Origin of the sequence: Burkholderia stagnalis, from assembly GCF_902830275.1 — a bacterium.
Lineage (GTDB): Bacteria > Pseudomonadota > Gammaproteobacteria > Burkholderiales > Burkholderiaceae > Burkholderia > Burkholderia stagnalis.
Genome location: NZ_CADESW010000002.1, coordinates 452,349 through 473,077 on the forward strand (window position 1 = coordinate 452,349; position 20,729 = coordinate 473,077).

20 protein-coding genes are annotated in these 20,729 nt (G+C 70.8%); 8 read left to right on the forward strand and 12 right to left on the reverse strand.

Annotated elements, in window-relative coordinates; genetic code table 11:
- The first annotated feature begins 60 nt into the window (after window positions 1-60).
- From dalD to HWY45_RS06075, 3 genes are all read left to right on the forward strand, one after another.
- Window positions 61-1,455, forward strand: a complete 1,395-nt coding sequence (dalD, locus tag HWY45_RS06065; RefSeq protein ID WP_059879712.1) for a D-arabinitol 4-dehydrogenase — start codon at window positions 61-63, stop codon at window positions 1,453-1,455.
- 101 nt (window positions 1,456-1,556) lie between these two features.
- A complete protein-coding gene (gene xylB, locus HWY45_RS06070; RefSeq protein WP_059802083.1) occupies window positions 1,557-3,038 on the forward strand; it encodes a xylulokinase in 1,482 nt (493 codons plus the stop codon).
- Window positions 3,039-3,159: 121 nt separating this feature from the next.
- A complete protein-coding gene (locus HWY45_RS06075; RefSeq protein WP_059557243.1) occupies window positions 3,160-4,116 on the forward strand; it encodes a sugar-binding transcriptional regulator in 957 nt (318 codons plus the stop codon).
- A 16-nt stretch (window positions 4,117-4,132) separates the two neighbouring features.
- Here HWY45_RS06075 and HWY45_RS06080 read toward each other — a convergent pair whose 3' ends face one another.
- Both HWY45_RS06080 and HWY45_RS06085 read right to left on the reverse strand, forming a co-directional pair.
- On the reverse strand, window positions 4,133-5,344 hold the full coding sequence (locus HWY45_RS06080; protein WP_059879716.1) for an MFS transporter: 1,212 nt from the start codon (window positions 5,342-5,344) through the stop codon (window positions 4,133-4,135).
- Complete coding sequence (locus HWY45_RS06085) at window positions 5,341-6,537, reverse strand: serine hydrolase domain-containing protein (RefSeq protein WP_059879719.1); 1,197 nt, start codon at window positions 6,535-6,537, stop codon at window positions 5,341-5,343. Before HWY45_RS06085 ends, HWY45_RS06080 begins: the two co-directional genes overlap by 4 nt.
- A gap of 114 nt (window positions 6,538-6,651) precedes the next feature.
- On the opposite strand from HWY45_RS06085, the gene HWY45_RS06090 reads away from it, so the two are divergent.
- The gene (locus HWY45_RS06090; protein WP_059879722.1) at window positions 6,652-7,536 is read left to right on the forward strand and encodes a LysR family transcriptional regulator; all 885 of its coding nucleotides are present in this window, start codon (window positions 6,652-6,654) and stop codon (window positions 7,534-7,536) included.
- A 7-nt stretch (window positions 7,537-7,543) separates the two neighbouring features.
- Here HWY45_RS06090 and HWY45_RS06095 read toward each other — a convergent pair whose 3' ends face one another.
- From HWY45_RS06095 to HWY45_RS06125, 7 genes are all read right to left on the reverse strand, one after another.
- Complete coding sequence (locus HWY45_RS06095) at window positions 7,544-8,653, reverse strand: ABC transporter ATP-binding protein (protein ID WP_059879724.1); 1,110 nt, start codon at window positions 8,651-8,653, stop codon at window positions 7,544-7,546.
- 68 nt (window positions 8,654-8,721) lie between these two features.
- A complete protein-coding gene (locus HWY45_RS06100; RefSeq protein ID WP_059879729.1) occupies window positions 8,722-9,453 on the reverse strand; it encodes an HAD family hydrolase in 732 nt (243 codons plus the stop codon).
- A complete protein-coding gene (locus HWY45_RS06105; protein WP_059879731.1) occupies window positions 9,450-10,304 on the reverse strand; it encodes a carbohydrate ABC transporter permease in 855 nt (284 codons plus the stop codon). Before HWY45_RS06105 ends, HWY45_RS06100 begins: the two co-directional genes overlap by 4 nt.
- Window positions 10,301-11,245, reverse strand: a complete 945-nt coding sequence (locus tag HWY45_RS06110) for a carbohydrate ABC transporter permease (RefSeq protein WP_059879732.1) — start codon at window positions 11,243-11,245, stop codon at window positions 10,301-10,303. The genes HWY45_RS06105 and HWY45_RS06110 overlap by 4 nt, the downstream gene beginning before the upstream one ends.
- A 95-nt stretch (window positions 11,246-11,340) precedes the next feature.
- Window positions 11,341-12,663: an ABC transporter substrate-binding protein gene (locus tag HWY45_RS06115; RefSeq protein WP_059557226.1), complete on the reverse strand. Its 1,323-nt coding sequence runs from the start codon at window positions 12,661-12,663 to the stop codon at window positions 11,341-11,343.
- Between the two features lie 99 nt (window positions 12,664-12,762).
- The gene (locus HWY45_RS06120; protein WP_059802103.1) at window positions 12,763-13,539 is read right to left on the reverse strand and encodes an L-iditol 2-dehydrogenase; all 777 of its coding nucleotides are present in this window, start codon (window positions 13,537-13,539) and stop codon (window positions 12,763-12,765) included.
- Window positions 13,536-13,769: a hypothetical protein gene (locus HWY45_RS06125; RefSeq protein ID WP_124480820.1), complete on the reverse strand. Its 234-nt coding sequence runs from the start codon at window positions 13,767-13,769 to the stop codon at window positions 13,536-13,538. Before HWY45_RS06125 ends, HWY45_RS06120 begins: the two co-directional genes overlap by 4 nt.
- 83 nt (window positions 13,770-13,852) lie before the next feature.
- On the opposite strand from HWY45_RS06125, the gene HWY45_RS06130 reads away from it, so the two are divergent.
- The 4 genes from HWY45_RS06130 to HWY45_RS06145 are packed head-to-tail and all read left to right on the forward strand — an operon-like array spanning window position 13,853 to window position 16,966.
- Window positions 13,853-14,332 (forward strand): Fur family transcriptional regulator, encoded by a 480-nt coding sequence (locus tag HWY45_RS06130; protein WP_059557222.1) that lies wholly within the window; start codon window positions 13,853-13,855, stop codon window positions 14,330-14,332.
- A 27-nt stretch (window positions 14,333-14,359) separates the two neighbouring features.
- Complete coding sequence (locus HWY45_RS06135) at window positions 14,360-15,298, forward strand: metal ABC transporter solute-binding protein, Zn/Mn family (protein WP_059879734.1); 939 nt, start codon at window positions 14,360-14,362, stop codon at window positions 15,296-15,298.
- Window positions 15,295-16,188, forward strand: a complete 894-nt coding sequence (locus HWY45_RS06140; RefSeq protein WP_059879735.1) for an ABC transporter ATP-binding protein — start codon at window positions 15,295-15,297, stop codon at window positions 16,186-16,188. The genes HWY45_RS06135 and HWY45_RS06140 overlap by 4 nt, the downstream gene beginning before the upstream one ends.
- Window positions 16,181-16,966, forward strand: a complete 786-nt coding sequence (locus HWY45_RS06145; protein ID WP_059879736.1) for a metal ABC transporter permease — start codon at window positions 16,181-16,183, stop codon at window positions 16,964-16,966. The genes HWY45_RS06140 and HWY45_RS06145 overlap by 8 nt, the downstream gene beginning before the upstream one ends.
- A gap of 105 nt (window positions 16,967-17,071) precedes the next feature.
- Here the strand turns inward: HWY45_RS06145 and fghA are convergent, their stop codons facing one another.
- The 3 genes from fghA to HWY45_RS06160 all read right to left on the reverse strand — a co-directional run bounded on the left by fghA (window position 17,072) and on the right by HWY45_RS06160 (window position 20,663).
- A complete protein-coding gene (fghA, locus tag HWY45_RS06150) occupies window positions 17,072-17,920 on the reverse strand; it encodes an S-formylglutathione hydrolase (protein WP_059879737.1) in 849 nt (282 codons plus the stop codon).
- Window positions 17,921-17,936: 16 nt separating this feature from the next.
- On the reverse strand, window positions 17,937-19,043 hold the full coding sequence (locus HWY45_RS06155) for an S-(hydroxymethyl)glutathione dehydrogenase/class III alcohol dehydrogenase (RefSeq protein WP_059557212.1): 1,107 nt from the start codon (window positions 19,041-19,043) through the stop codon (window positions 17,937-17,939).
- Window positions 19,044-19,214: 171 nt separating this feature from the next.
- On the reverse strand, window positions 19,215-20,663 hold the full coding sequence (locus HWY45_RS06160) for a xylulokinase (protein WP_059879738.1): 1,449 nt from the start codon (window positions 20,661-20,663) through the stop codon (window positions 19,215-19,217).
- Window positions 20,664-20,729 lie beyond the last annotated feature (66 nt).

Here is a 20,729-nt window from a genome sequence, read left to right on the forward strand (position 1 = left end):
GCCTGCATGGGATCCGGGCGGCGTGCCCAGGCGCCAACCCCGGTCGACAGGAGACATCAGATGAGCGATTCGTCCCCCGCCCACGCGCCCGTGCTGCTGCACATCGGCGCGGGCTCGTTCCACCGCGCGCACCAGGCGTGGTACCTGCATCGCGTGAACGCGGCCGTGCCGGCCGCCGAGCGCTGGTCGCTCGTCGTCGGCAACATCCGCGACGACATGCGCGCGACGATGGACGCGCTCGCCGCGCAGCACGGCGTCTATACGCTCGAGACGGTCACGCCGCAAGGCGAGCGCGCGTACGAGACGATCCGCGCGATCACGCGCGTGCTGCCGTGGTCGATCGATCTCGCCGCGCTGATCGACGCGGGCGCCGATCCGGCTTGCCGGATCGTGTCGTTCACCGTCACCGAAGGCGGCTACTACCTCGACGAGCACAACCGGCTCGACCTCGCGAACCCCGACCTCGCAGCCGACCTGCAGGGCGCGCGCACGACGCTGTACGGCGCGCTCGCGGCCCTGCTCGCCGAGCGGATGAAGCGCGGCGCGGGCCCGCTCACGCTGCAGAGCTGCGACAACCTGCGCAGCAACGGCGCGCGCTTTCGCGCGGGCATGCGCGCGTTCCTCGAACGGCGCGGCATGGATGAACTGCTCGCGTGGTTCGACGCAAACGTCGCGTGCCCGAGCGCGATGGTCGACCGGATCACGCCGCGCCCGACCGACGACGTGCGCGAGCGCGTGCGCGCGGCGACCGGCGTCGACGACGCGTGCCCGGTGATGGGCGAAGCGTTCATCCAGTGGGTGATCGAGGACCGCTTCGCGGCCGGCCGGCCGAAGTGGGAGCTGGCGGGCGCGGAACTCGTCGACGACGTGCACCCGTACGAGGAAGCGAAGATCCGCATCCTCAACGCGACCCACAGCTGCATCGCATGGGCCGGCACGCTCGCGGGCCACACCTACATCCACGAAGGCACGCACGACGCGGCGATCCGCCGCTTCGCGCACGACTACGTGACGCAGGACGTGATCCCGTGCCTGAGCCCGAGCCCGCTCGATCTCGCGCGCTACCGCGACGTCGTGCTCGAACGCTTCGGCAATCCGTACGTGCTCGACACGAACCAGCGGGTCGCCGCGGACGGCTTCTCGAAGATTCCCGGCTTCATCGCGCCGACGCTCGCCGAATGCTTCGCGCGCGGCGCGGCGCCCGTCGCGACCGCGGTGCTGCCCGCGCTGTTCCTGCGCTTTCTCGAACGCTGGGCGCGCGGCGCGCTGCCGTATGCGTACCAGGACAGCGTGATGGACGAACACGCGGCGCGCGCGATCGTCGGCGCGGACGACCCGGTCGCCGCACTGTGCGCGGACCGTCAGCTATGGGGCTCGCTCGCCGGCAACGCGGCGCTGTTCGAAGCGATGCGCGCGGCGCTCGCGCGCGTCGACGCCTGGCTCGCGCCACGCTGACGCGCACGGGGCGCGGCGCGCGCGTCGGGTCAAACCGGCATTGGCACACGCCGTCCCGCGCGGCTAAAGTAGCGGCTCCCCCCTGACGGAACGGATCGCACATGTATCTCGGCATCGACCTCGGCACCTCGGAAGTGAAGGTGCTGCTGCTGGCCCCGGACGGCACGGTCGTCGGCACCGCGGGCACGCCGTTCACCGTGTCGCGGCCGCATCCGCGCTGGGCCGAGCAGCATCCGGACGACTGGTGGCGCGGCACCGTCGATGCGCTCGCCGCGCTGCGCGCGCGTCACCCGCAGGCGTTCGCGCAGGTGCGCGGCATCGGCCTGTCCGGCCAGATGCACGGCGCGGTGCTGCTCGACCGCGCCGAGCGCGTGCTGCGCCCCGCGATCCTGTGGAACGACATGCGCAGCGCCGACGAATGCGCGCTGCTCACCGAACGCGCGCCCGGCCTGCACGCGCTCGCCGGCAACCTCGCGATGCCGGGCTTCACCGCGCCGAAGCTGCTGTGGGTCGCGCGGCACGAACCCGACGTGTTCGCGGCCACCGCGTGCGTGCTGATGCCGAAGGACTACCTGCGCTTGCGGCTGACCGGCGCGAAGGTGTCCGATCCGTCCGATGCGGCCGGCACGCTGTGGCTCGACGTCGCGCGCCGCGACTGGTCCGACGCGCTGCTCGCCGCGTGCGGGATGACGCGCGCGCAGATGCCGCGCATCGTCGAAGGCAATGCGCCGTCCGGCACGCTGCGCGCCGACGTCGCGCGTGAACTCGGGCTGTCGGAGGCCGTCGTCGTCGCGGGCGGCGGCGGCGACAATGCAACCAGCGCGCTCGGCATCGGCGCGATCCATGCGGGCGACGGCTTCGTGTCGCTCGGCACGTCGGGCGTGCTGAGCGTCGTCGGCGACCGCTTCATGCCGAACCCGGCCTCCGCGGTGCACGCGTTCTGCCACGCGATTCCGGACCGCTGGCAGCTGATGAGCGTCGTGCTGTCGGCGGCGAGCTGCCTGCGCTGGGTCTGCAAGCTGACCGGCACCGACGAGCCGGCGCTGCTCGCGGAAGTCGAGGCGCTCGACCCCGACGCACGGGCGAACGCGCCGCTGTTCCTGCCTTACCTGTCCGGCGAGCGTACGCCGCACAACGACCCGTACGCGCAGGGCGTGTTCTTCGGGATGACCCATGCGACCGAGCGCGCGCATCTCGGCTATGCGGTGCTCGAAGGCGTGACGCTCGGCCTCGCCGACGGCTTCGATGCGCTGCATGCGGCCGGCGTCGAGACCGACAGCCTGTCGCTGATCGGCGGCGGCGCGCGCAGCGCGTTCTGGGCGCAGCTGATCGCCGATGCGCTGGACGTGCGCACGCGCCAGCACGGCGGCGGCGAGACGGGCGCTGCGCTCGGCGCGGCGCGGCTCGGCTGGCTCGCGGTCGGCGGCGATCCGCGCACGGTGCTCGCGAAGCCGCCGGTGCGCGCGGAGTACGTGCCCGATGCGGCCCGCCATGCGATGCTGCGCACGCGCCTCGCGGCGTTCCGCGAGCTGTACACGCACGTGCGCCCGCTCTACGAACCGTCGCGCGCGCGGCTCGCCTGAGCGGCCCGCGCCCGCGCGCCGCGCGTGGGCGGTGCGCGCACGGCCGCCGGCGCCGAGTGCGGTACAGTGCAACCCATTGCGCCGCCCGCCGGCCCGCCAAGATCCGAATCGAATCGCTATCGTGCCCAAGTCCTCAGAAAAACTCGATCTCGCCACCCGCGCGGCGTGGCTCTACTACGTCGCGGGCGACACGCAGAACGAAATCGCCGAGAAGCTGCAGGTGTCGCGCCCGGTCGCGCAGCGCCTCGTCGCGTTCGCGGTGGAGAAGAACCTGATCCGCGTGCGCGTCGATCACCAGCTCGCCGACTGCCTCGACCTCGGCATGCAGCTGTCGAAGCGCTACGGCCTGTCGATGTGCGAAATCGTGCCGGTCGACGACGATGCGCCCGAAGCGATCGACCGCAAGCTCGCAGTCGCCGGCGCGCAGGTGATGGAGCGCTACCTGAACGAGACGCGGCCGATGGTGATCGCGGTCAGCAGCGGCCGCACGCTGAAGGCCGCGGTCGCGCAGATCGCGCAGCTCGACCGGCCGCAGCACCGGCTCGTGTCGATGGTCGGCGCGATCGCCGCCGACGGCTCGTCGAACCGCTACGACGTCGCGCAGTACATCTCCGAGAAGACGGGCGGCAAGCATTTCCTGCTGCCCGCGCCGCTGTTCGCGGACAGCGACGCCGAGCGCGCGCAGTGGTGCAATCACCGGCTGTACCGGATCGTCGAGGCGCTGTCCGGCGAAGCCGACGTCGCGTTCGTCGGCATCGGCAACATCGGCCCGCACTGCCCGCTTTACGAGGACGGCTTCATCACCGCGCCTGAGCGCGACGAGATGATCGCGCTCGGCGCGGTGGCCGAACTGCTCGGCGAACCGATCGACGCGCAGGGGCGCCGGATCGCGGCGTCGACCAGCGCGCGCGTGACGAGCGTGTCGCTCGGCACGCCGCCGAAGCGGCCGACGATCGCGTTCGCGGGCGGGCCGAAGAAGCACGACGCGGTGATCGCCGCGCTGCGCGGCGGCTGGCTGTCGGGGCTCGTCACCGACGAGGCCTGCGCGCGGGCGGCGCTGGAGGCGCGGGCCGCCTGAGAGCGCCGCGCAGCATTCACGCCGGCTGCGGCGCGGTGAACCCGTGGCGATGCGCGCGCCACGCGCCGAGCCATGCCGCCGCCAGCAGCCCGGCCAGCACCCACGGCATCACGCCCGCACCGGGCCCGTCGAGCAGCAGGCCGCCGACGATGCCGCCGCCCGCGATCGCGAGATTCCACACGGTCACCAGCATCGATTGCGCGACGTCGGCGGCGTCCCCCGCCGCATTCGCGGCAGCGGTCTGGAACAGCGTCGGCGCGCCGCCGAACGCGAGCCCCCACAGCGCGACGCCCGCATAAACGGCCGGCACGCCGCCGCCCGCGCCGAGCATCAGCGCCGCGCATGCGAACAGCGCGATGCCGGCGAGCGTCAGCCGCCGCTGCGCGTGGCCGATCCATGCGCCGGTAAGCGCGATGCCAACCAGCGATGCCACGCCGAACACGAGCAGCACCGCGTCGACCTGGCCGCCCATCCCCGCCCCCGCGAGAAACGGCGCGATGTACGTATAGAGGATGTTGTGCGCCAGCACGTACGCGAACATCACCGCCAGCACCGGGCGCACGCCGGGCAGCGTCAGCACGCCGAGCACCGGCCGGCGCGCGCCGGCCGGCTGCCCCGGATGGTCGGGCACGCACGCGCGCACCCACACGATCAGCGCGAGCGCCGCGAGCGTGATGCACGCGAACGCGATGCGCCAGCCGAGCGCCGTGCCGAGCGCGGTGCCGGCCGGAATGCCGATCGACATCGCGACCGGCGCGCCGAGCATCGCGACCGCGATCGCGCGGCCACGGAGCCGCTCGCCGACCATCCGGCTCGCGTAGCCGGCCAGCAGCGCCCACAGCAGGCCGCCCGACATCCCCGCGACGAACCGCGCGACGAGCGTGAGCACGTAGTACGGCGAGACGGCCGTCAGCGTGTTCGACACGACGAAGCCGGCCAGCGCGGACAGCAGGAGCCGGCGGCGGCGCATCCCGCGCGTCGCCGCGACGAGCGGGATCGCCGCGACGATCGAGCCGATCGCGTACACCGTCACGAGCTGGCCGACCAGCGCCTCGGTCACGCGCAGGTCGCGGCCCATCTGCGTCAGCAGGCCGGCCGGCAGCGCCTCGGTGAGGATCGTGACGAAGCCGGCCGCGGCCAGCGCGAGCAGGTTCGCGACCGGCAGGCGTTCGCGCGCCGCCGCCTGCTCGTGCGCGGGCCGCCCGGAAACCGATGCGCAATCGCTCATGCCGCGCTCCGTGCGTCGACGCCGTACACCGCATCGCGCACGTCGGTCACGATGCGCCCGTGCATGCCTTCGTACAGCGTGTTGCTCAGCGCGACGACCGTCAGCCCGGCCGCACGATCGACGAACCACGCATGCCCGTACGCGCCGCCCCAGCGCCAGGTGCCGACCGACTCCGGCGACTGCGCGGCCGCCGGATCGCGCAGCACCGAAAAACCGAGCCCGAAGCCGAACCCCGGCGCGGCCGGCAAATCGTGCGCGCCCGGCTGGATGCGCGCCATCTCGTCGATCCAGCCGGCTTCCAGCCAGCCGTCGCGGCCGGTGCGCAGCGCTTCGAGCAGCGCCAAACAATCGCGCGCGGACCCCACCATGCCCGCGCCGCCCGACGGCCATGCCTGCGCGTCGAACGCGCGCGCGGGCGCGAAGCGGATGCCGATGGTGTCGTCGAACACCGGCACGAGATCGGCGTCCGCCATCCGGCGCGGCGCGCCGGCCGTGCTCACGTAAGGCGTCGCGAAGCGCGCGGCGTCGTGCGCGACGAACGCGGTGTCGGTCATGCCGAGCGGCGTCGTGACGAGCGCCGCGACCGCGTCGGCGAGCGGCCGTCCGTCGACCGCCTCGATCAGCGCGCCGGCCACGTCGATCGCCAGCGAATAGCCCCACGACGTGCCGGGCGCGTACTGCAGCGGCACGCTCGCGATGCGCCGCACGTTATCGGCGAGCGTGATGCGCGCGAGGTCCATCCCGTCGGACACGCCGGCGCGCGCATACGGGCCGTCGCCGTCGGCTTCGAGGAAGCGGTAGCCGAGGCCGGCCGTATGCGACAGCAGATGACGCAGCGTGATGCGCGCGGGCTGGCCGTCGGGCAGGGTCGGCGTGAAGTCGGGCAGCCAGCGCGCGACCGGGTCGTCGAGCCCGATGCGGCCCGCCGCGACGAGGCGCATGACCGCGGCCGTCACGATCGGCTTGGTGACCGACGCGAGCCGGAACAGCGCGTCCTCGCGCATGGGCGTGCCCGCTTCGCGATCGGCGAGCCCGACGGCGCGCGCGTAGCGCAGCGCACCGTGGCGCGCGACCAGCACGACCGCGCCGACCATGCGCTCGTCGGCGAGCGCGCGCTCGAGCGCGCCGTCGAGCCGGCTGCACAGCGCGGCGTCCGGTTCGGCTTCGTAAGCGGTGACAGGCAGGGATGACATGGCGTGACCTCGGCAGTGGAAGGAACGCCCATCGTAGGGAGCCGGCAAAACAAGAAAAACTGGGCTAGAGTTCCGGACACTCCGGACGCCGGCGTCCGCAATCGGGGATCGTGCATGGAAAGTCTGGGCGGCTTCGTCGTCTTCGTTCAGGTCGCGGAAACGCGCAGCTTCGTCGCGGCCGGGCGCGCGCTCGGGCTGTCGGCGTCGGCGGTCGGCAAGCGGATCGCGCGGCTCGAGGCGCGCCTGAACGTGCGGCTCTTTCACCGCAGCACGCGCAGCATCACGCTGACGGCCGAAGGCACGCGCTTTCTCGAACGGTGCCGGCGCGTGCTCGCCGAAATCGACGCGGCCGAGCAGGAGCTGACGCACAGCGCCGAAGCGCCGCGCGGGCGGCTGCGCGTGAGCCTGCCGACGATCGGCACGCTGCTGCTGCCGGTGCTCGCCGACTTCATGGCCGCGTATCCGGAGATCGAACTCGACATCGATTTCAGCGACCGGCTCGTCGACGTCGTCGACGAAGGCTTCGACGCGGTGCTGCGCACCGGCCGGCCGTCCGACTCGCGGCTGTCGTCGCGGCTGCTCGGCCATTTCCGCCAGCATCTCGTCGCCTCGCCCGCCTACCTCGAACGGCACGGCACGCCGCGCACGCCGGCCGACCTCGCGATGCACCGCTGCCTGCACTATCGATTCCCCAGCAGCGGCAAGCTCGAAATCTGGCCGCTGCGCGCGCCGCACTCGGGCCTGCAGCCCGAGGTGCCCGTCTCGATGGTCAGCAACAACGCGGAAACGCGCCTGTGCTTCGCGCTGCGCGGGCTCGGCATCGCCTGCCTGCCCGAATTCTTCGTGCACGACGGGCTCGCCGACGGCAGGCTGCGCGCGGTGCTCGACGAACACGTCGCGAGCCTCACGCCGTTCTACGTGCTGTGGCCGTCAGGCCGCCATCCGACGCCGAAGCTGCGCGCGTTCGTCGACTACATGGCGCAGCACCTGCGCCTCTGATCCAGCGTCACGCCGCCTTCGCATGCGGGCTGAGCCGCCGGAACGCCTGCCCCTGCTCGTCGAACAGGTGGCAGTGCCCGGCGTCCGCCTGCACGCGCAGCGCCTCGCCGGTGCGATACGTGTCGAGCGGCGGAATCCGCGCGATCAGCCCGTCCGGCGCGACGGCCGACTCCGCATACAGGTACGCGGCATCCCCGAGCGATTCGACGGCCATCGTTCGCGCGGCAACGCCGTCGGCCCCTGCCCCGACCCTCAGATGCTCGGGCCGCACGCCGACCGTCACCGCCGCGCCGCGCTGCAGCCCGCCCGCGTCCACCGCGACGCGCTGCGTCTCGCCGCTGTCGAAGCGCACCAGCACGCCGTCCGCGTCGACCGCTTCGACCGTGCCCTTCAGGAAGTTCATCTTCGGCGAGCCGATGAAGCCCGCGACGAACTGGTTCGCCGGCGCGTGGTACAGCGTGTTCGGCGTGCCGACCTGCTGCACGCTGCCGCCCGACAGCACGACGATCTTGTCCGCGAGCGTCATCGCCTCGACCTGGTCGTGCGTCACGTAGATCATCGTCGTCTTCAGCTCGTCGTGCAGCCGCGCGAATTCCAGCCGCATCTTCACGCGCAGCGCCGCGTCGAGGTTCGACAGCGGCTCGTCGAACAGGAACACTTTCGGCTTGCGCGTGATCGCGCGGCCGATCGCGACGCGCTGCCGCTGGCCGCCCGACAGCTGCTTCGGCTTGCGGTCGAGCAGGTGGTCGATGTGCAGGATCTTCGCGGCCTGCTTGACGGCCTGGTCGATCTCGGGCTTCTTCGCGCCGGCGAGCTTCAGGCCGAACGCCATGTTGTCGTACAGCGTCATGTGCGGGTACAGCGCATACGACTGGAACACCATCGCGATGCCGCGCTTCGCGCTCGGCACGTCGTTGACCTTCGCGCCGTCGATCAGCAGGTCGCCGCTCGAGATGTCCTCGAGCCCCGCGATCATCCGCATCAGGGTGGATTTGCCGCAGCCGCTCGGGCCGACGAACACGACGAACTCGCCGTCGGCGATGTCGAGGTTCACGTCGCGCAGCACGTCGTTGTCGTCGTAGCGCTTCGCGATGTTGCGCAGGAGCACGCTTGCCATGATCTGTCTCCGTTGGATTCGTTGAATCCGTTGAATTCGTTTGATGCGCCGCGCGCGCGGCGCGTGGTTCAGTGCGGCAGCACCGCGCCCGTCGCCTGCCAGCGCGCGACGTAGCCGGGCAGCTCGCGCATGTCGTCGAACACGTGCCGCGCGCCGATGCCGCGCAGCGCGTCGACCTGCGCGGGCGATGCGTGCCCCGCGCCGACGAAGCCGAGCACCGTCATGCCGGCCGCGGCCGCCGCGGTGATGCCGGCCGTGCTGTCCTCGACGACGAGGCATTGCGCAGGCGACGCGCCGAGCGCGTGCGCGGCCGCGAGATACACGTCCGGCGCGGGCTTCGGGCGCGCGACGGCGTCCGCGCAGAACAGCCGCTCGCCGAAGAAGCGCTTGAGGCCCGTGCGCGCGAGCGCCGCCTCGACGTACGCGCGGTAGCTGTTGCTCGCGCACGCGATCGGAAGCGACAGCGCGTCGAGCGCGGCCGCGATGCCGTCGACGGCCGGCGCGTTCACGGCCGCCGCCTCGACCGCGCGCCGGATCGCGTCGACGTCGGCCACGCCCAGCGCACGGCCCGCCGCGTCGCTCGCGCCGGCCAGCACGCGTTCGATCCGCAGGCCGAGCAGCGGCATCACGACCGGCCGCGCGTCGACGCCGGGCCAGCGCGCTTCGAGCTCGCGCACCAGCACGTCGGCGGCCACCGCCTCGCTGTCGATCAGCACGCCGTCGCAATCGCAGATCAACACGCCGTCGTGCTGCATGTCGCTCACACGTTCGCCGGCAGCACCTTCTCCGACGGCACTCATTTCACCGCCCCGAACGTGAGCCCGCGCACGAGCTGCTTCTGCGACAGCCAGCCGACGATCAGGATCGGCGCGACCGCGAGCAGCGAAGCGGCGGACAGCTTCGCCCAGAACAGCCCCTCGGGGCTCGAGTACGACGCGATGAACACCGTCAGCGGCGCCGCGTTCGAGCTCGACAGGTTGATGCTCCAGAACGCCTCGTTCCACGACAGGATCACGAGCAGCAGCGCGGTGGACGCGAGCCCCGGCAGCGCCATCGGCATCAGCAGGTAGACGATCTCCTGCCACGTCGACGCGCCGTCGATGCGGCCTGCCTCGAGGATGTCCTTCGGAATCTCGTTGAAGTAGGTGAACGTCATCCACACCGCGATCGGCAGGTTGATCAGCGTGTAGACGATCACGAGCCCCGACACGGTGTCGAGCAGGCCCGCGTTCTTCCACAGCAGGTAGATCGGCACCAGCACGCCGACCGACGGCATCATCTTGGTCGACAGCATCCACAGCAGCACCTTCTGCGTGCGGCGGTTCGGGAAGAACGCCATCGCGTACGCGGCCGGCACCGCGAACAGCAGGCAGATCGCCGTGACGCCCGCCGAGATCAGCACCGAGTTCCACGCGAATGCGAAGTAGTCGCTGCGCGCGAGCACCTCGCGGAAGCTGTCGAGCGTCGGCATGAAGAACAGCGTCGACGCATACGCCTGCTGCTCGGTCTTGAACGCGGTGATCGCCATCCAGAAGATCGGGAAGAACAGCAGCAGCGCGATCAGCCACGCGAACGCGCCGGGCAGCGCGCGCCGCACGAGGCCGAACACCGCCGGCATGCGCCGGCCGGCATCGAGAGTCAGGTCGCTCATTTCTCGTACTCCCCCTTCAGGTTGCGCGCGAGCATCCGTACCAGGAAGAACGACACGACGTTCGCGACGACGACGGCGAGGATCCCGCCCGCCGACGCGAGGCCGACGTCGAACTGCTGCAGGCCGAGCGCGTAGATCAGGTACGACAGGTTGGTCGTCGCGTTGCCGGGGCCGCCGCCCGTCGTCGTGTAGATCTCCGCGAAGATCGACAGCAGGAAGATCGTCTCCATCATCACGACCACCGCGATCGCGCGCTTCAGGTGCGGCAGCGTGATGTAGAAGAACATCGCGAACGGGCCGGCGCCGTCGATGCGCGCGGCCTCCTTCTGCTCCTGGTCGAGCGACTGGATCGCGGTGAACAGGATCAGGAACGCGAACGGCAGCCACTGCCATGCGACGATGATCACCACCGCGGTGAGCGGATAGTCGGCGAACCAGTCGACCGGCGTCATGCCGAGCGCGCGCATCGCGTTCGCGACGAGCCCGTACACCGGGTGCAGGATCATGTTCTTCCAGATCAGCGCGGAGACCGTCGGCATCACGAAGAACGGCGCGATCGCGAACAGGCGCGCGATGCCCTGCCCGTAGAACTTGCGGTCGAACAGCACCGCCATCAGCACGCCGCCGATCACGGTGATCGCGAGCACCGCGCCGATCAGCGCGAGCGTGTGCCAGATCGCCGGCAGGAACGACGGATCGGTTGCGAGGAACCGGTAGTTGTCGAGGCCCGCGAAACCCTTCACGTCCGGGTTCAGCAGGTTGTAGCGCGAGAACGAGAACCAGATCGTCATCGCGAGCGGAATCGACATCCACAGCAGCAGCACCGCGACGGACGGCGACACGAGCCAGCTCGCGCCGCCGCGCGGGCGGCCGGGCGCGGCGCCCGGCGGCGCATCGCCGACCGGCGCCGCATGGCTCAGGGGAAGACGTAAGTGACGCATGATCGGGACCACCTCCGATTGAAACGCGGGCGCAACGGCCTGCCCGCCTTGCTGCGTTGTCGCGCGCCGCGCGCGACGGCGCGGCGCGCGGCGCGTTACTTCTGGTAGCCGGCCTGCCGCACCGCGCGGTCGGCCGCGGCCTGCCCGGCCGCGAGCGCCTGGTCGACGCTCGATTGCCCCGCCACCGCGCCCGCGACGCTCTGCCCGACCACCGTGCCGAACGACTGGAATTCAGGAATCCCGACGTATTGCACGCCCGTGTACGGCACCTTCTTCGCGGACGGATCGGTCGGGTCGGCCGTCTGGATCGCCTTCAGCACGAAATCGGAGAACGGTGCGGCGGCCTTGTACTCGGCGCGCTGGTAGGTCGACGTGCGCGTGCCTGGCGGCACCGACGCCCAGCCTTCATCCTTGCCGACCATCTCGATGTACTGCTTCGACGTCGCCCACGCGATGAACTTCCTTGCCGCGTCCTGCTGCTTCGACGTCTTCGGGATCGCGAGCGCCCACGCCCACAGCCAGTGCGAGCCCTTCGGCGTCGCCGCGACCGGCGCGGCCGCATAGCCGATCTTGTCCGAGACCTGCGACTGCTGCTTGTTGTAGAGGATCCCCGCCGCAACCGTCGCGTCGATCCACATCGCGCACTTGCCGGACGCGGTCAGCGTCAGGTTCTCGTTGAAGCCGTTCGAACTCGCGCCCGGCGGGCCGTTCTTCTTCAGCAGGTTCACGTAGAACGTGACCGCCTTCTTCCATTCCGGCGACGTGAGCTGCGCATTCCATTTCTCGTCGAACCAGCGGCCGCCGAACGTGTTCACCACGGTCGACAGGTATGCCATGTTCTCGCCCCAGCCGGCCTTGCCGCGCAGGCAGATGCCGTACACGCCGTTCGACTTGTCGGTCAGCTTGTCCGCGAACTCGGCAATCTGGTCGTAGGTCGGCTGGTCGGGCATCTTCAACCCCTTCGCCGCGAACAGGTCCTTGCGATAGAACGTCATCGAGCTCTCGACGTAGAACGGCAGCGCGTACAGCTGGCCGTTGTACGACAGGCTGTCGCGCGCGGTCTTCACGACATCGTTCAGGTCGTAGTCGGCCGGCAGGTTCGTCACCGGCGCGAGCCAGCCGCGCTTGCCCCACTGCGGCGTCTCGTAGGTACCGATCATCACGACGTCGAACTGGCCGCTGCCGGTCGTGATGTCGGTGGTCGCGCGCTGCCGCAGCACGTTCTCCTCGAGGATCACCCAGTTCAGCTTGACGTCGGGGTTGGCCTTTTCGAACGCGGGCGACAGCTTCTTCAGCTCGATCATGTCCGGATTGTTCAGCGTGGCGACGGTCAGCGTCGCTGCGTGCGCGCCGCAGGCAGCCGTCGCGAGCGCGGCGCACGCGAACAGGCGGGCGGCGGAGGGCGATTTTCGTTGCATGGCGTGTCTCCTGTGTTTTATTGATGGTGTCGATGTGTCGTCGGCCAGCGCGCGGGCGGCCGGGTTGCCGCCCCATTCCGTGCGCGCGGGCCGCCTGTCTCAGCTCATCCAGTTGCCGCCGTCGACGTTCAGCGTCTGGGCGGTCACGTAGTCGGCATCGGCCGACGCGAGGAACAGCGCGGCGCCCGTCAGGTCGGCGGGCACGCCCATCCGGCCGAGCGGCACCGCTTCGCCGACGAGCCGCTTCTTCTCGCCGAGCGGCCGGTTCTCGTAGCGCGCGAACAGCGCGTCGACCTGCTCCCACATCGGCGTGTCCACCACGCCCGGCGCGATCCCGTTCACGTTGATCCGGTGCGGCGCGAGCGCGAGCGCGGCCGACTGCGTGTAGCTGATCACCGCGGCCTTGGTCGCGCAGTAGTGCGACACGAGCGCCTCGCCGCGCCGCCCGGCCTGCGACGACATGTTGACGATCTTGCCGCCGCGCCCCTGCTCGACCATCCGCTGCGCGACCGCCTGCATCAGGAAGAACATCCCCTTCACGTTGACCGCGAACAGGCGGTCGAACACGTCCCAGGATTCGTCGAGGAGCGGGCGCATGTCGAACAGCGCCGCGTTGTTGAACAGGATGTCGATGCCGCCGAACCGCTCGGCCGCGGTGGCGACGATGCGCGCGATGTCGTCGCGGCGGGTGACGTCGGCGCTCACCGCGATCGCGCGGCCCGGATGGGCTTCGATGAGCCGCGCGAGCGATCCGCCGGCCGGCTTCACGTCGACGAGCACGCAGCGCGCGCCCTCGTCCAGATAGCGTTGCGCGACCGCTTCGCCGATGCCGCTTGCGGCGCCCGTCAGGATCGCGACCTTGTCCTGCAATCTCACTGGCTGTCTCCGGTTCGTTCTGCGTTGTGCGACGTGCCGCCGGGTGAGCGATTGCTCGCGACACGAATAATTGCTCTGATTGCGATCAAATGATCGGATACGGAACCGAGGCTGTCAAGGCGGATCGCACCGGTTTCGATGATGCGGTGCGGCACGACGGCGTGCGAGGAATGGCGGTGGACGCCGGCCGGGCAAGGCGCAGCGGGATTGTGTGCGGCGCGGATCGACACGAACGTGTCGGCTGGCCGCATGCGCGGCGGCGCGATACGTTATATCATCGCGATATTCTCGTTCCCATCGCCCGTATTGCGCCATGGCTACTTCATCGTCACATGCGTCACACGCATCGATCGCCGAGCGGCTCGCGCGCGCCGACGCGTTCGCCGCGGAGCACGGCCTCGCGTGGACGCCGCTGCGCCGGCAGGTCTACGAACGCGTGCTCGCCGCGCAGCGCCCGATCGGCGCGTACGACCTGCTCGCCGAACTCGAGCCGCAGCGCGGCCGGGTGCCGCCCACGACCGTGTATCGCGCGCTGGATTTCCTCGTCGAGCACGGCTTCATCCACCGGATCGAATCGAAGAACGCGTTCTTCGCGTGCTGCGAGATCGGGGTGCCGCACGAAGGCCAGTTCCTGATCTGCGAAGCCTGCGGCGAAACCGTCGAGATTCCCGGCGGCGACCTCGCGAAGCAGTTGTCCGCGAGCGCGCCCGCGCACGGTTTCGAGGTGCACCACCAGGTCGTCGAGCTGAGCGGCCTGTGCGGACACTGCAAGGCCAAACCGGCGCAGCGCTGACGCCGCGCTTTCCACACGAGGAGATTCATGTCCCATGCCCTGACGCGCGCGCCGCTGCGTGCGCCGCTGCCCGCCCCGACGCGCGTTGCGCGTCCCGTCCGCTGGCTCGCCGCCGGCCTCGCCGCGCTGTCGCTCGCCGTGCCCGCGCTCGCGCAGGCGGCGGCCGTGAACGTGGTCGCGGCCGAGAATTTCTACGGCGACGTCGCGTCGCAGATCGGCGGCCGCCACGTCGCGGTGACGAGCATCCTCAGCAACCCCGACCAGGATCCGCACCTGTTCGAGGCGAGCCCGAAAACCGCGCGCGCGCTGCAGCAGGCGCAGCTCGTGATCTACAACGGCGCCAACTACGATCCGTGGATGGCCAAGCTGCTCGGCGCGTCGAAGCAGGCGAAGCGCGCGACGATCGTCGTCGCCGATCTGGTCGGCAAGAAGGCCGGCGACAACCCGCACCTGTGGTACGACCCGGCGACGATGCCGGCCGCCGCGCGCGCGATCGCCGCGGCGCTGGGCCGCGCGGACCCGGCGAACCAGGCCGACTACGATGCGAACCTCGCGAAGTTCGTCGCGTCGCTGAAGCCGATCGACGACAAGGTCGCCGCGCTGCGCGCGCAGTACAAGGGCGTGCCGGTGACCGCCACCGAACCCGTGCTCGGCTATCTCGCCGACGCGATCGGCGTCGAGATGCGCAACCAGCGCTTCCAGCTCGCGACGATGAACGACACCGAGGCGAGCGCGTCGGACATCGCCGCGTTCGAGAACGACCTGCGCAAGAAGCAGGTACGCGCGCTGATCTACAACAGCCAGGCCGAGGAGCCGATGACGAAGCGCATGCTGAAGCTCGCGCGCGACGCCGGCGTGCCGACCGTGAGCGTCACCGAGACGCAGCCGGCCGGCAAGACCTTCCAGCAATGGATGCTGGGCGAGCTCGACGCGCTCGACAAGGCGCTTTCCGGCAGCAAGCCATGAGCGCGACGCCTCACGCCCTCGAACTCGATCACGTCACGCTCGACCTGGGCGGACGCACGATCCTGCGCGACGTCAGCTTCTCGATCGAGCCCGGCGAGTTCGTCGGCGTGCTCGGGCCGAACGGCGCCGGCAAGACCACGCTGATGCGCGCGGTGCTCGGCCTCGTGCCGGTGGCCGGCGGCGCGCTGCGCGTCGGCGGCACGCCGGTCGCGCGCGGCAACCCGTCGATCGGCTACATGCCGCAGATCCGGAGCGGCCTCGCGAGCCGCCGGATGCGCGGCTACGACTTCGTCGCGATGGCCGCCGACGGGCACCGCTGGGGCCTGCCGCATGCGAACGCCGCGACCCGGCGCGACGTCGACCGCGTGCTCGAGCTCGTCGACGGCCGCGCGCTCGCGCGCCGGCCGCTGTCGGAGCTGTCCGGCGGCGAACGGCAGCGGCTGCTGCTCGCGCAATGCCTGCTCGGCAGCCCCGGGCTGCTGCTGCTCGACGAGCCGCTGATCAGCCTCGATCCGAACCACCAGCGCGGCGTCGTCGAGCTGGTGCGGCGCGTGCAGCGCGAGCTCGGCATCACGGTGCTGTTCTCCGCGCACGAACTGAACCCGCTGCTCAACGCGCTCGACCGCGTGCTGTATCTCGGCAACGGCGTCGCGGCGCTCGGCACCGTCGACGAGGTGATCACCAAGCCGGTGCTGTCGCGGCTGTACGGCTCGCCGATCGACGTGATGCGCGTGAACGGCAGGATCTTCGTGATGTCGGGCGACGTGGAGGTCGAGAAGCACGACCACGAGCACGAAGGCGACGACGACGGCCACGCGCACGGCGGCCACGGCCATCACCACCACGGACACGCGCACCCTCACGCGAGCGGGCAATCACACGATGTTTGAATACGATTTCATGATCAACGCCTTCGCGGCGTCGGGAATCGTCGCGGTGCTCGCGGGCATCGTCGGCTACTTCCTGGTGCTGCGCGGGCAGACCTTCGCCGGCCACGCGCTGTCCCACGTCGGCTTCACCGGCGCGACCGGCGCGGTGCTGCTCGGCATCTCACCGATCTGGGGGATGGTGGGCTTCACGCTCGCGGCCGGCATCGGCATGGGCGCGCTCGGCGAGCGGCTCGCGGGGCGCGACGTCGCGATCGGCGTGATCCTGTCGGTCGCGCTTGGCTGCGGCCTGCTGTTCCTGCATTTCTATACGTCGTTCGCGACGCAGGTGACGGCGCTGCTGTTCGGCAACGTGCTGGCCGTCAGCCACGACACGCTCGCGGTGCTGGCCGGGATCGGCGCGGTGAGCCTCGCGGCGCTCGCGCTGATGGCGCGCCCGCTGCTGTTCGCGTCGCTGCAGCCCGAGCTCGCCGAAGCGAAGGGCGTATCGCTGCGCGCGGTGTCGGTGCTGTTCCTCGCGGTGTGCGCGCTGGCGGTTGCCGCGGCCACGCAGATCGTCGGCGTGCTGCTCGTGTTCACGCTGCTGGTCGGCCCGGCCGCCGCCGCGCAGAACGTGTCGACGCGGCTGTCGACGGGCGTCGTGCTCGCCGCGCTGTTCGCGCTGTTCGAAGCGTGGGCCGGGATCACGCTCGCGTATCACACCGACTGGCCGACGAGTTTCTGGATCACCGCGCTGTCGGCGCTCGTGTATGGGGCGAGCCTGTTGCGGCGGCATGCATGACGCGCGCGGCAGCGCGACTGCGTGCATCATGAAAAACGCCGGCGTGCCTTCGAAGGCCACGCCGGCGTTTTTCATTGCGCGTCCCGCATGACGCGGGTCACGCCGTCATCGCCCGAGCTGGCGCGCATGATGCGCGATGTGATCCGCGATGAACGTCGAGATGAAGTAGTACCCGTGGTCGTAACCCGCGTGCCGCCGCAGCGTCAGCGGCTGGCCCGCCGCCGCGCAGGCCGCCTCGAACACGTCGGGATTCAGCTGGTTCGCGAGGAATTGATCGGCGAGCCCCTGATCGACGAGGATCCCTCCCGTGAACTTCCGCGCGTCGGCGCGCGCGACCAGCTCGCTCGCGTCGTAGCGCTTCCACGCGTCGCGATCCGCGCCCAGGTAGCCTGAGAACGCCTTCTCGCCCCACGGGCAGCGCGTCGGCGCGGTGATCGGCGCGAACGCCGACACCGAGCGATACACGTCCGGATTGCGCAGCGCGAGCACGAGCGCGCCGTGCCCGCCCATCGAGTGGCCGAAAATGCCGAGCCGCGCACCGTCGATCGGCAGCTCGGCCGTCACCGTCTCGCGCAGCTCGTCGACGACATACGAGTCCATCCGGTAATGCGTCGACCACGGCGCTTCGGTCGCATCGACATAGAAGCCCGCGCCTGCGCCGAAGTCCCACGCGTCGGTCTCGCCCGGCACGCCCGCGCCGCGCGGGCTCGTGTCGGGCATCACGAGCGCAAGCCCGTGCTGCGCCGCGTATTGCTGCGCGCCGCCCTTGATCGCGAAGGTCTCCTCGGTGCAGGTCAGCCCTGCCAGATAGAACAGCGCCGGCACGCGGCCGTGCGCGGCCTGCGGCGGCAGGTACACGGCGAACTTCATCGGCAGGCCGATCACCGCGGAGTCATGCCGATAGAAGCGCTGCTCGCCGCCGTGGCACGCGTGTGACGAAACGAGTTCGAGCATCGTCGTCGCTCCGCGATCAGTACAGCACGACCGAGCGGATCGACTCGCCCTTCTTCATCAGGTCGAAGCCGTCGTTGATCTTCTCGAGCGGCAGCGTATGCGTGATCAGGTCGTCGATGTTGAGCTTGCCTTCCATGTACCAGTCGACGATCTTCGGCACGTCGGTGCGGCCGCGCGCGCCGCCGAACGCCGAGCCCTTCCATTCGCGGCCCGTCACGAGCTGGAACGGCCGCGTGCTGATTTCCTCGCCGGCCGCCGCGACGCCGATGATGAACGACTGGCCCCAGCCCTTGTGCGTGCATTCGAGCGCCTGGCGCATCAGCTTCACGTTGCCCACGCATTCGAACGAGTAGTCCGCGCCGCCGTCGGTGAGCTGCACGATGTGGTCGACCACGTTCTCGACTTCGTTCGGGTTGATGAAGTGCGTCATCCCGAACTTCTTCGCGAGCTCGACGCGCTTCGGGTTGATGTCGACGCCGATGATCTTGTCCGCGCCGACCATCTTCGCGCCCTGGATCACGTTCAGGCCGATGCCGCCCAGCCCGAACACGACCACGTTCGCGCCCGCCTCGACCTTCGCCGAGTACACCACCGCGCCGACGCCCGTCGTCACGCCGCAGCCGATGTAGCAGATCTTGTCGAACGGTGCGTCCTCGCGCACCTTCGCGACGGCGATCTCCGGCACCACGATGTAGTTCGAGAACGTCGACGTGCCCATGTAGTGGAAGATCGGCTTGCCGTCGAGCGAGAAGCGCGACGTCGCGTCGGGCATCAGGCCCTTGCCCTGCGTCGCGCGGATCTTCTGGCACAGGTTCGTCTTGCGCGACAGGCAGAACTTGCACTCGCGGCATTCCGGCGTATAGAGCGGAATCACGTGATCGCCCTTCCTCACCGTGCCGACGCCGGGGCCGACGTCGACCACGACGCCCGCGCCTTCGTGACCGAGAATCGCCGGGAAGATCCCTTCCGGGTCCGCGCCCGACAGCGTGTAGTAGTCGGTATGGCAGATGCCCGTCGCCTTCACCTCGATCAGCACCTCGCCCGCGCGCGGCCCTTCCAGATCGACTTCCTCGATCGTCAGCGGCGCACCCGCCTTCCATGCAATCGCGGCTTTCGTCTTCATCGTGTGACTCCTATCAATAGACATGGCCGCGCCGCGCATCGTCGCGCGCGGCACGGCGAAATGAAATCGTGCTCGCCATGATGGCCGATCGCCGCACGCGCCACGTGCGCGAAACAGCCGCCAGGTTGCCGGAATGCGTCATCGGTGACGCAAAACGACAAGTGCCCGAGTTTAAACGCCCATCGTGAACCATGCATCGGTTCGCGCATAGAGGTCGATGAAGCGCGCATGCCGCACCGCGAGCGCCGCGTCGCCGCGCGGCGCGGCCACCGGCGACGCGCCCGGCGCGAGCGCGGGCAGCGCGTCCTCGCGCCAGTGGCCGAGCGCGACGCCCGCAAGCAGCGCCGCGCCGCGGGTCGCCGCGTTCGGGCAATCGACCGCCTCGAGCGACGCGTCGAGCGCATCGGCCAGCAACTGCCGCCAGCGCGGATCGACCGAGCCGCCGCCCGCGAGGCGCAGCGACGCGACCGGCACGCGGGCCGCGTCGGCATCGCCCGTTCCGCGAATCGCATCGAGCCCCGCGCGCAGTGCGAACGCAACGCCTTCGAACGCCGCGCGCATCATCGCGCCGCGCGTGTCGCCGAGCCCGAGGCCGAGCCAGCCGCCGCGCGCGTCCGGGTTCATCCACGGCGAGCGCTCGCCGCTCAGGTAGGGCAGGAAGCACAGCCGTTCCGATGCGGGCTGCGCGAACGCGTCGTCGTAGGCGGCCGGCCAGTCCGCATAGCCGAGCCAGCCGCGCGCCGCTTCGAGCGCGAGCCCGACGTTCTGCATCGCCGCCATCGTGTAGTAGCCGCTGCCCGCCGCCGCGCGATAGCGATGCAGCCCGCGCCGCGCGGCCGGCAACTGGCCCGCGAGCACGACGATCTGCCCGCCGCTGCCGGTGGTCAGCAGCGCGTCGCCGTCGGCGACGAGCCCGCTGCCCAGCGCCGCGCACGCGGTATCGGCCGCGCCGGTCGCGAGCGGCACGCCGGCCGGCAGGCCGAGCGCCGCGGCCGGCTCGGCGGCGAGCACGCCGCACGGCGCGCCCGACGCGCGCACCGGCGCGAACAGTTCGCGCCGCAAGCCGAAGCGGCCGAGCAGCGCCGCATCCCACGCGCCGTCCGGCGCCGCGAGCGCGGTCGCGCACGCATCGCTCGGATCGGCGGCCATCTCGCCGCCAAGCACGACGCGCAACCAGTCCTTCGGCTGCACGGCCCAGCGCGCGGCGCGCCACGCGGCCGGCTCGTGCGCGGCAACCCAGCGCAGCAGCGGGCCCGCCATGCCCGGCGCGACCGGGTTCGCGCCGTCCGGCCAGTCGGCCGCATCGGCGAAGCGCACGGCGCGCGTGTCGGGCCAAAGCAGCGCGGGACGCACCGGGCGGCCGGCCGCATCGAGCAGCACGACGCCGTGCATCTGCCCGGAAAAGCCGATCGCGCGAACCTGCGCGCGCTCGTCGGCGGGCAGCCGCGCGGCCGCGCGCACGAGCGCCTGCCACCACGCATCCGGCGCGATTTCCGCCCAGCCGGGCTGCGGCGACGACAGTGCATAAGGTTCGCTCGCGACCGCCCGTTCGACGCCGTCGGCGTCGAGCGTGACGAGTTTCACCGAGCCGGTGCCGAGATCGATTCCGAGCAAGCGCATTACGTGGCGACGATTCGAATTGAGGGATTCAGATGATAGCGGGACTGGCGTACTCGCCCCATTAAT

What these genes read in the sequence shown, in the direction of transcription:
- dalD (WP_059879712.1), top strand. Translation starts at nt 61, where the DNA reads ATGAGCGATTCGTCCCCCGCCCACGCGCCCGTGCTGCTGCACATCGGC.
- xylB (WP_059802083.1), top strand. Translation starts at nt 1,557, where the DNA reads ATGTATCTCGGCATCGACCTCGGCACCTCGGAAGTGAAGGTGCTGCTG.
- HWY45_RS06080 (WP_059879716.1), bottom strand. Translation starts at nt 5,344, where the DNA reads ATGAGCGATTGCGCATCGGTTTCCGGGCGGCCCGCGCACGAGCAGGCG.
- HWY45_RS06085 (WP_059879719.1), bottom strand. Translation starts at nt 6,537, where the DNA reads ATGTCATCCCTGCCTGTCACCGCTTACGAAGCCGAACCGGACGCCGCG.
- HWY45_RS06090 (WP_059879722.1), top strand. Translation starts at nt 6,652, where the DNA reads ATGGAAAGTCTGGGCGGCTTCGTCGTCTTCGTTCAGGTCGCGGAAACG.
- HWY45_RS06095 (WP_059879724.1), bottom strand. Translation starts at nt 8,653, where the DNA reads ATGGCAAGCGTGCTCCTGCGCAACATCGCGAAGCGCTACGACGACAAC.
- HWY45_RS06100 (WP_059879729.1), bottom strand. Translation starts at nt 9,453, where the DNA reads ATGAGTGCCGTCGGAGAAGGTGCTGCCGGCGAACGTGTGAGCGACATG.
- HWY45_RS06105 (WP_059879731.1), bottom strand. Translation starts at nt 10,304, where the DNA reads ATGAGCGACCTGACTCTCGATGCCGGCCGGCGCATGCCGGCGGTGTTC.
- HWY45_RS06110 (WP_059879732.1), bottom strand. Translation starts at nt 11,245, where the DNA reads ATGCGTCACTTACGTCTTCCCCTGAGCCATGCGGCGCCGGTCGGCGAT.
- HWY45_RS06115 (WP_059557226.1), bottom strand. Translation starts at nt 12,663, where the DNA reads ATGCAACGAAAATCGCCCTCCGCCGCCCGCCTGTTCGCGTGCGCCGCG.
- HWY45_RS06130 (WP_059557222.1), top strand. Translation starts at nt 13,853, where the DNA reads ATGGCTACTTCATCGTCACATGCGTCACACGCATCGATCGCCGAGCGG.
- HWY45_RS06135 (WP_059879734.1), top strand. Translation starts at nt 14,360, where the DNA reads ATGTCCCATGCCCTGACGCGCGCGCCGCTGCGTGCGCCGCTGCCCGCC.
- HWY45_RS06140 (WP_059879735.1), top strand. Translation starts at nt 15,295, where the DNA reads ATGAGCGCGACGCCTCACGCCCTCGAACTCGATCACGTCACGCTCGAC.
- HWY45_RS06145 (WP_059879736.1), top strand. Translation starts at nt 16,181, where the DNA reads ATGTTTGAATACGATTTCATGATCAACGCCTTCGCGGCGTCGGGAATC.
- fghA (WP_059879737.1), bottom strand. Translation starts at nt 17,920, where the DNA reads ATGCTCGAACTCGTTTCGTCACACGCGTGCCACGGCGGCGAGCAGCGC.
- HWY45_RS06155 (WP_059557212.1), bottom strand. Translation starts at nt 19,043, where the DNA reads ATGAAGACGAAAGCCGCGATTGCATGGAAGGCGGGTGCGCCGCTGACG.
- HWY45_RS06160 (WP_059879738.1), bottom strand. Translation starts at nt 20,663, where the DNA reads ATGCGCTTGCTCGGAATCGATCTCGGCACCGGCTCGGTGAAACTCGTC.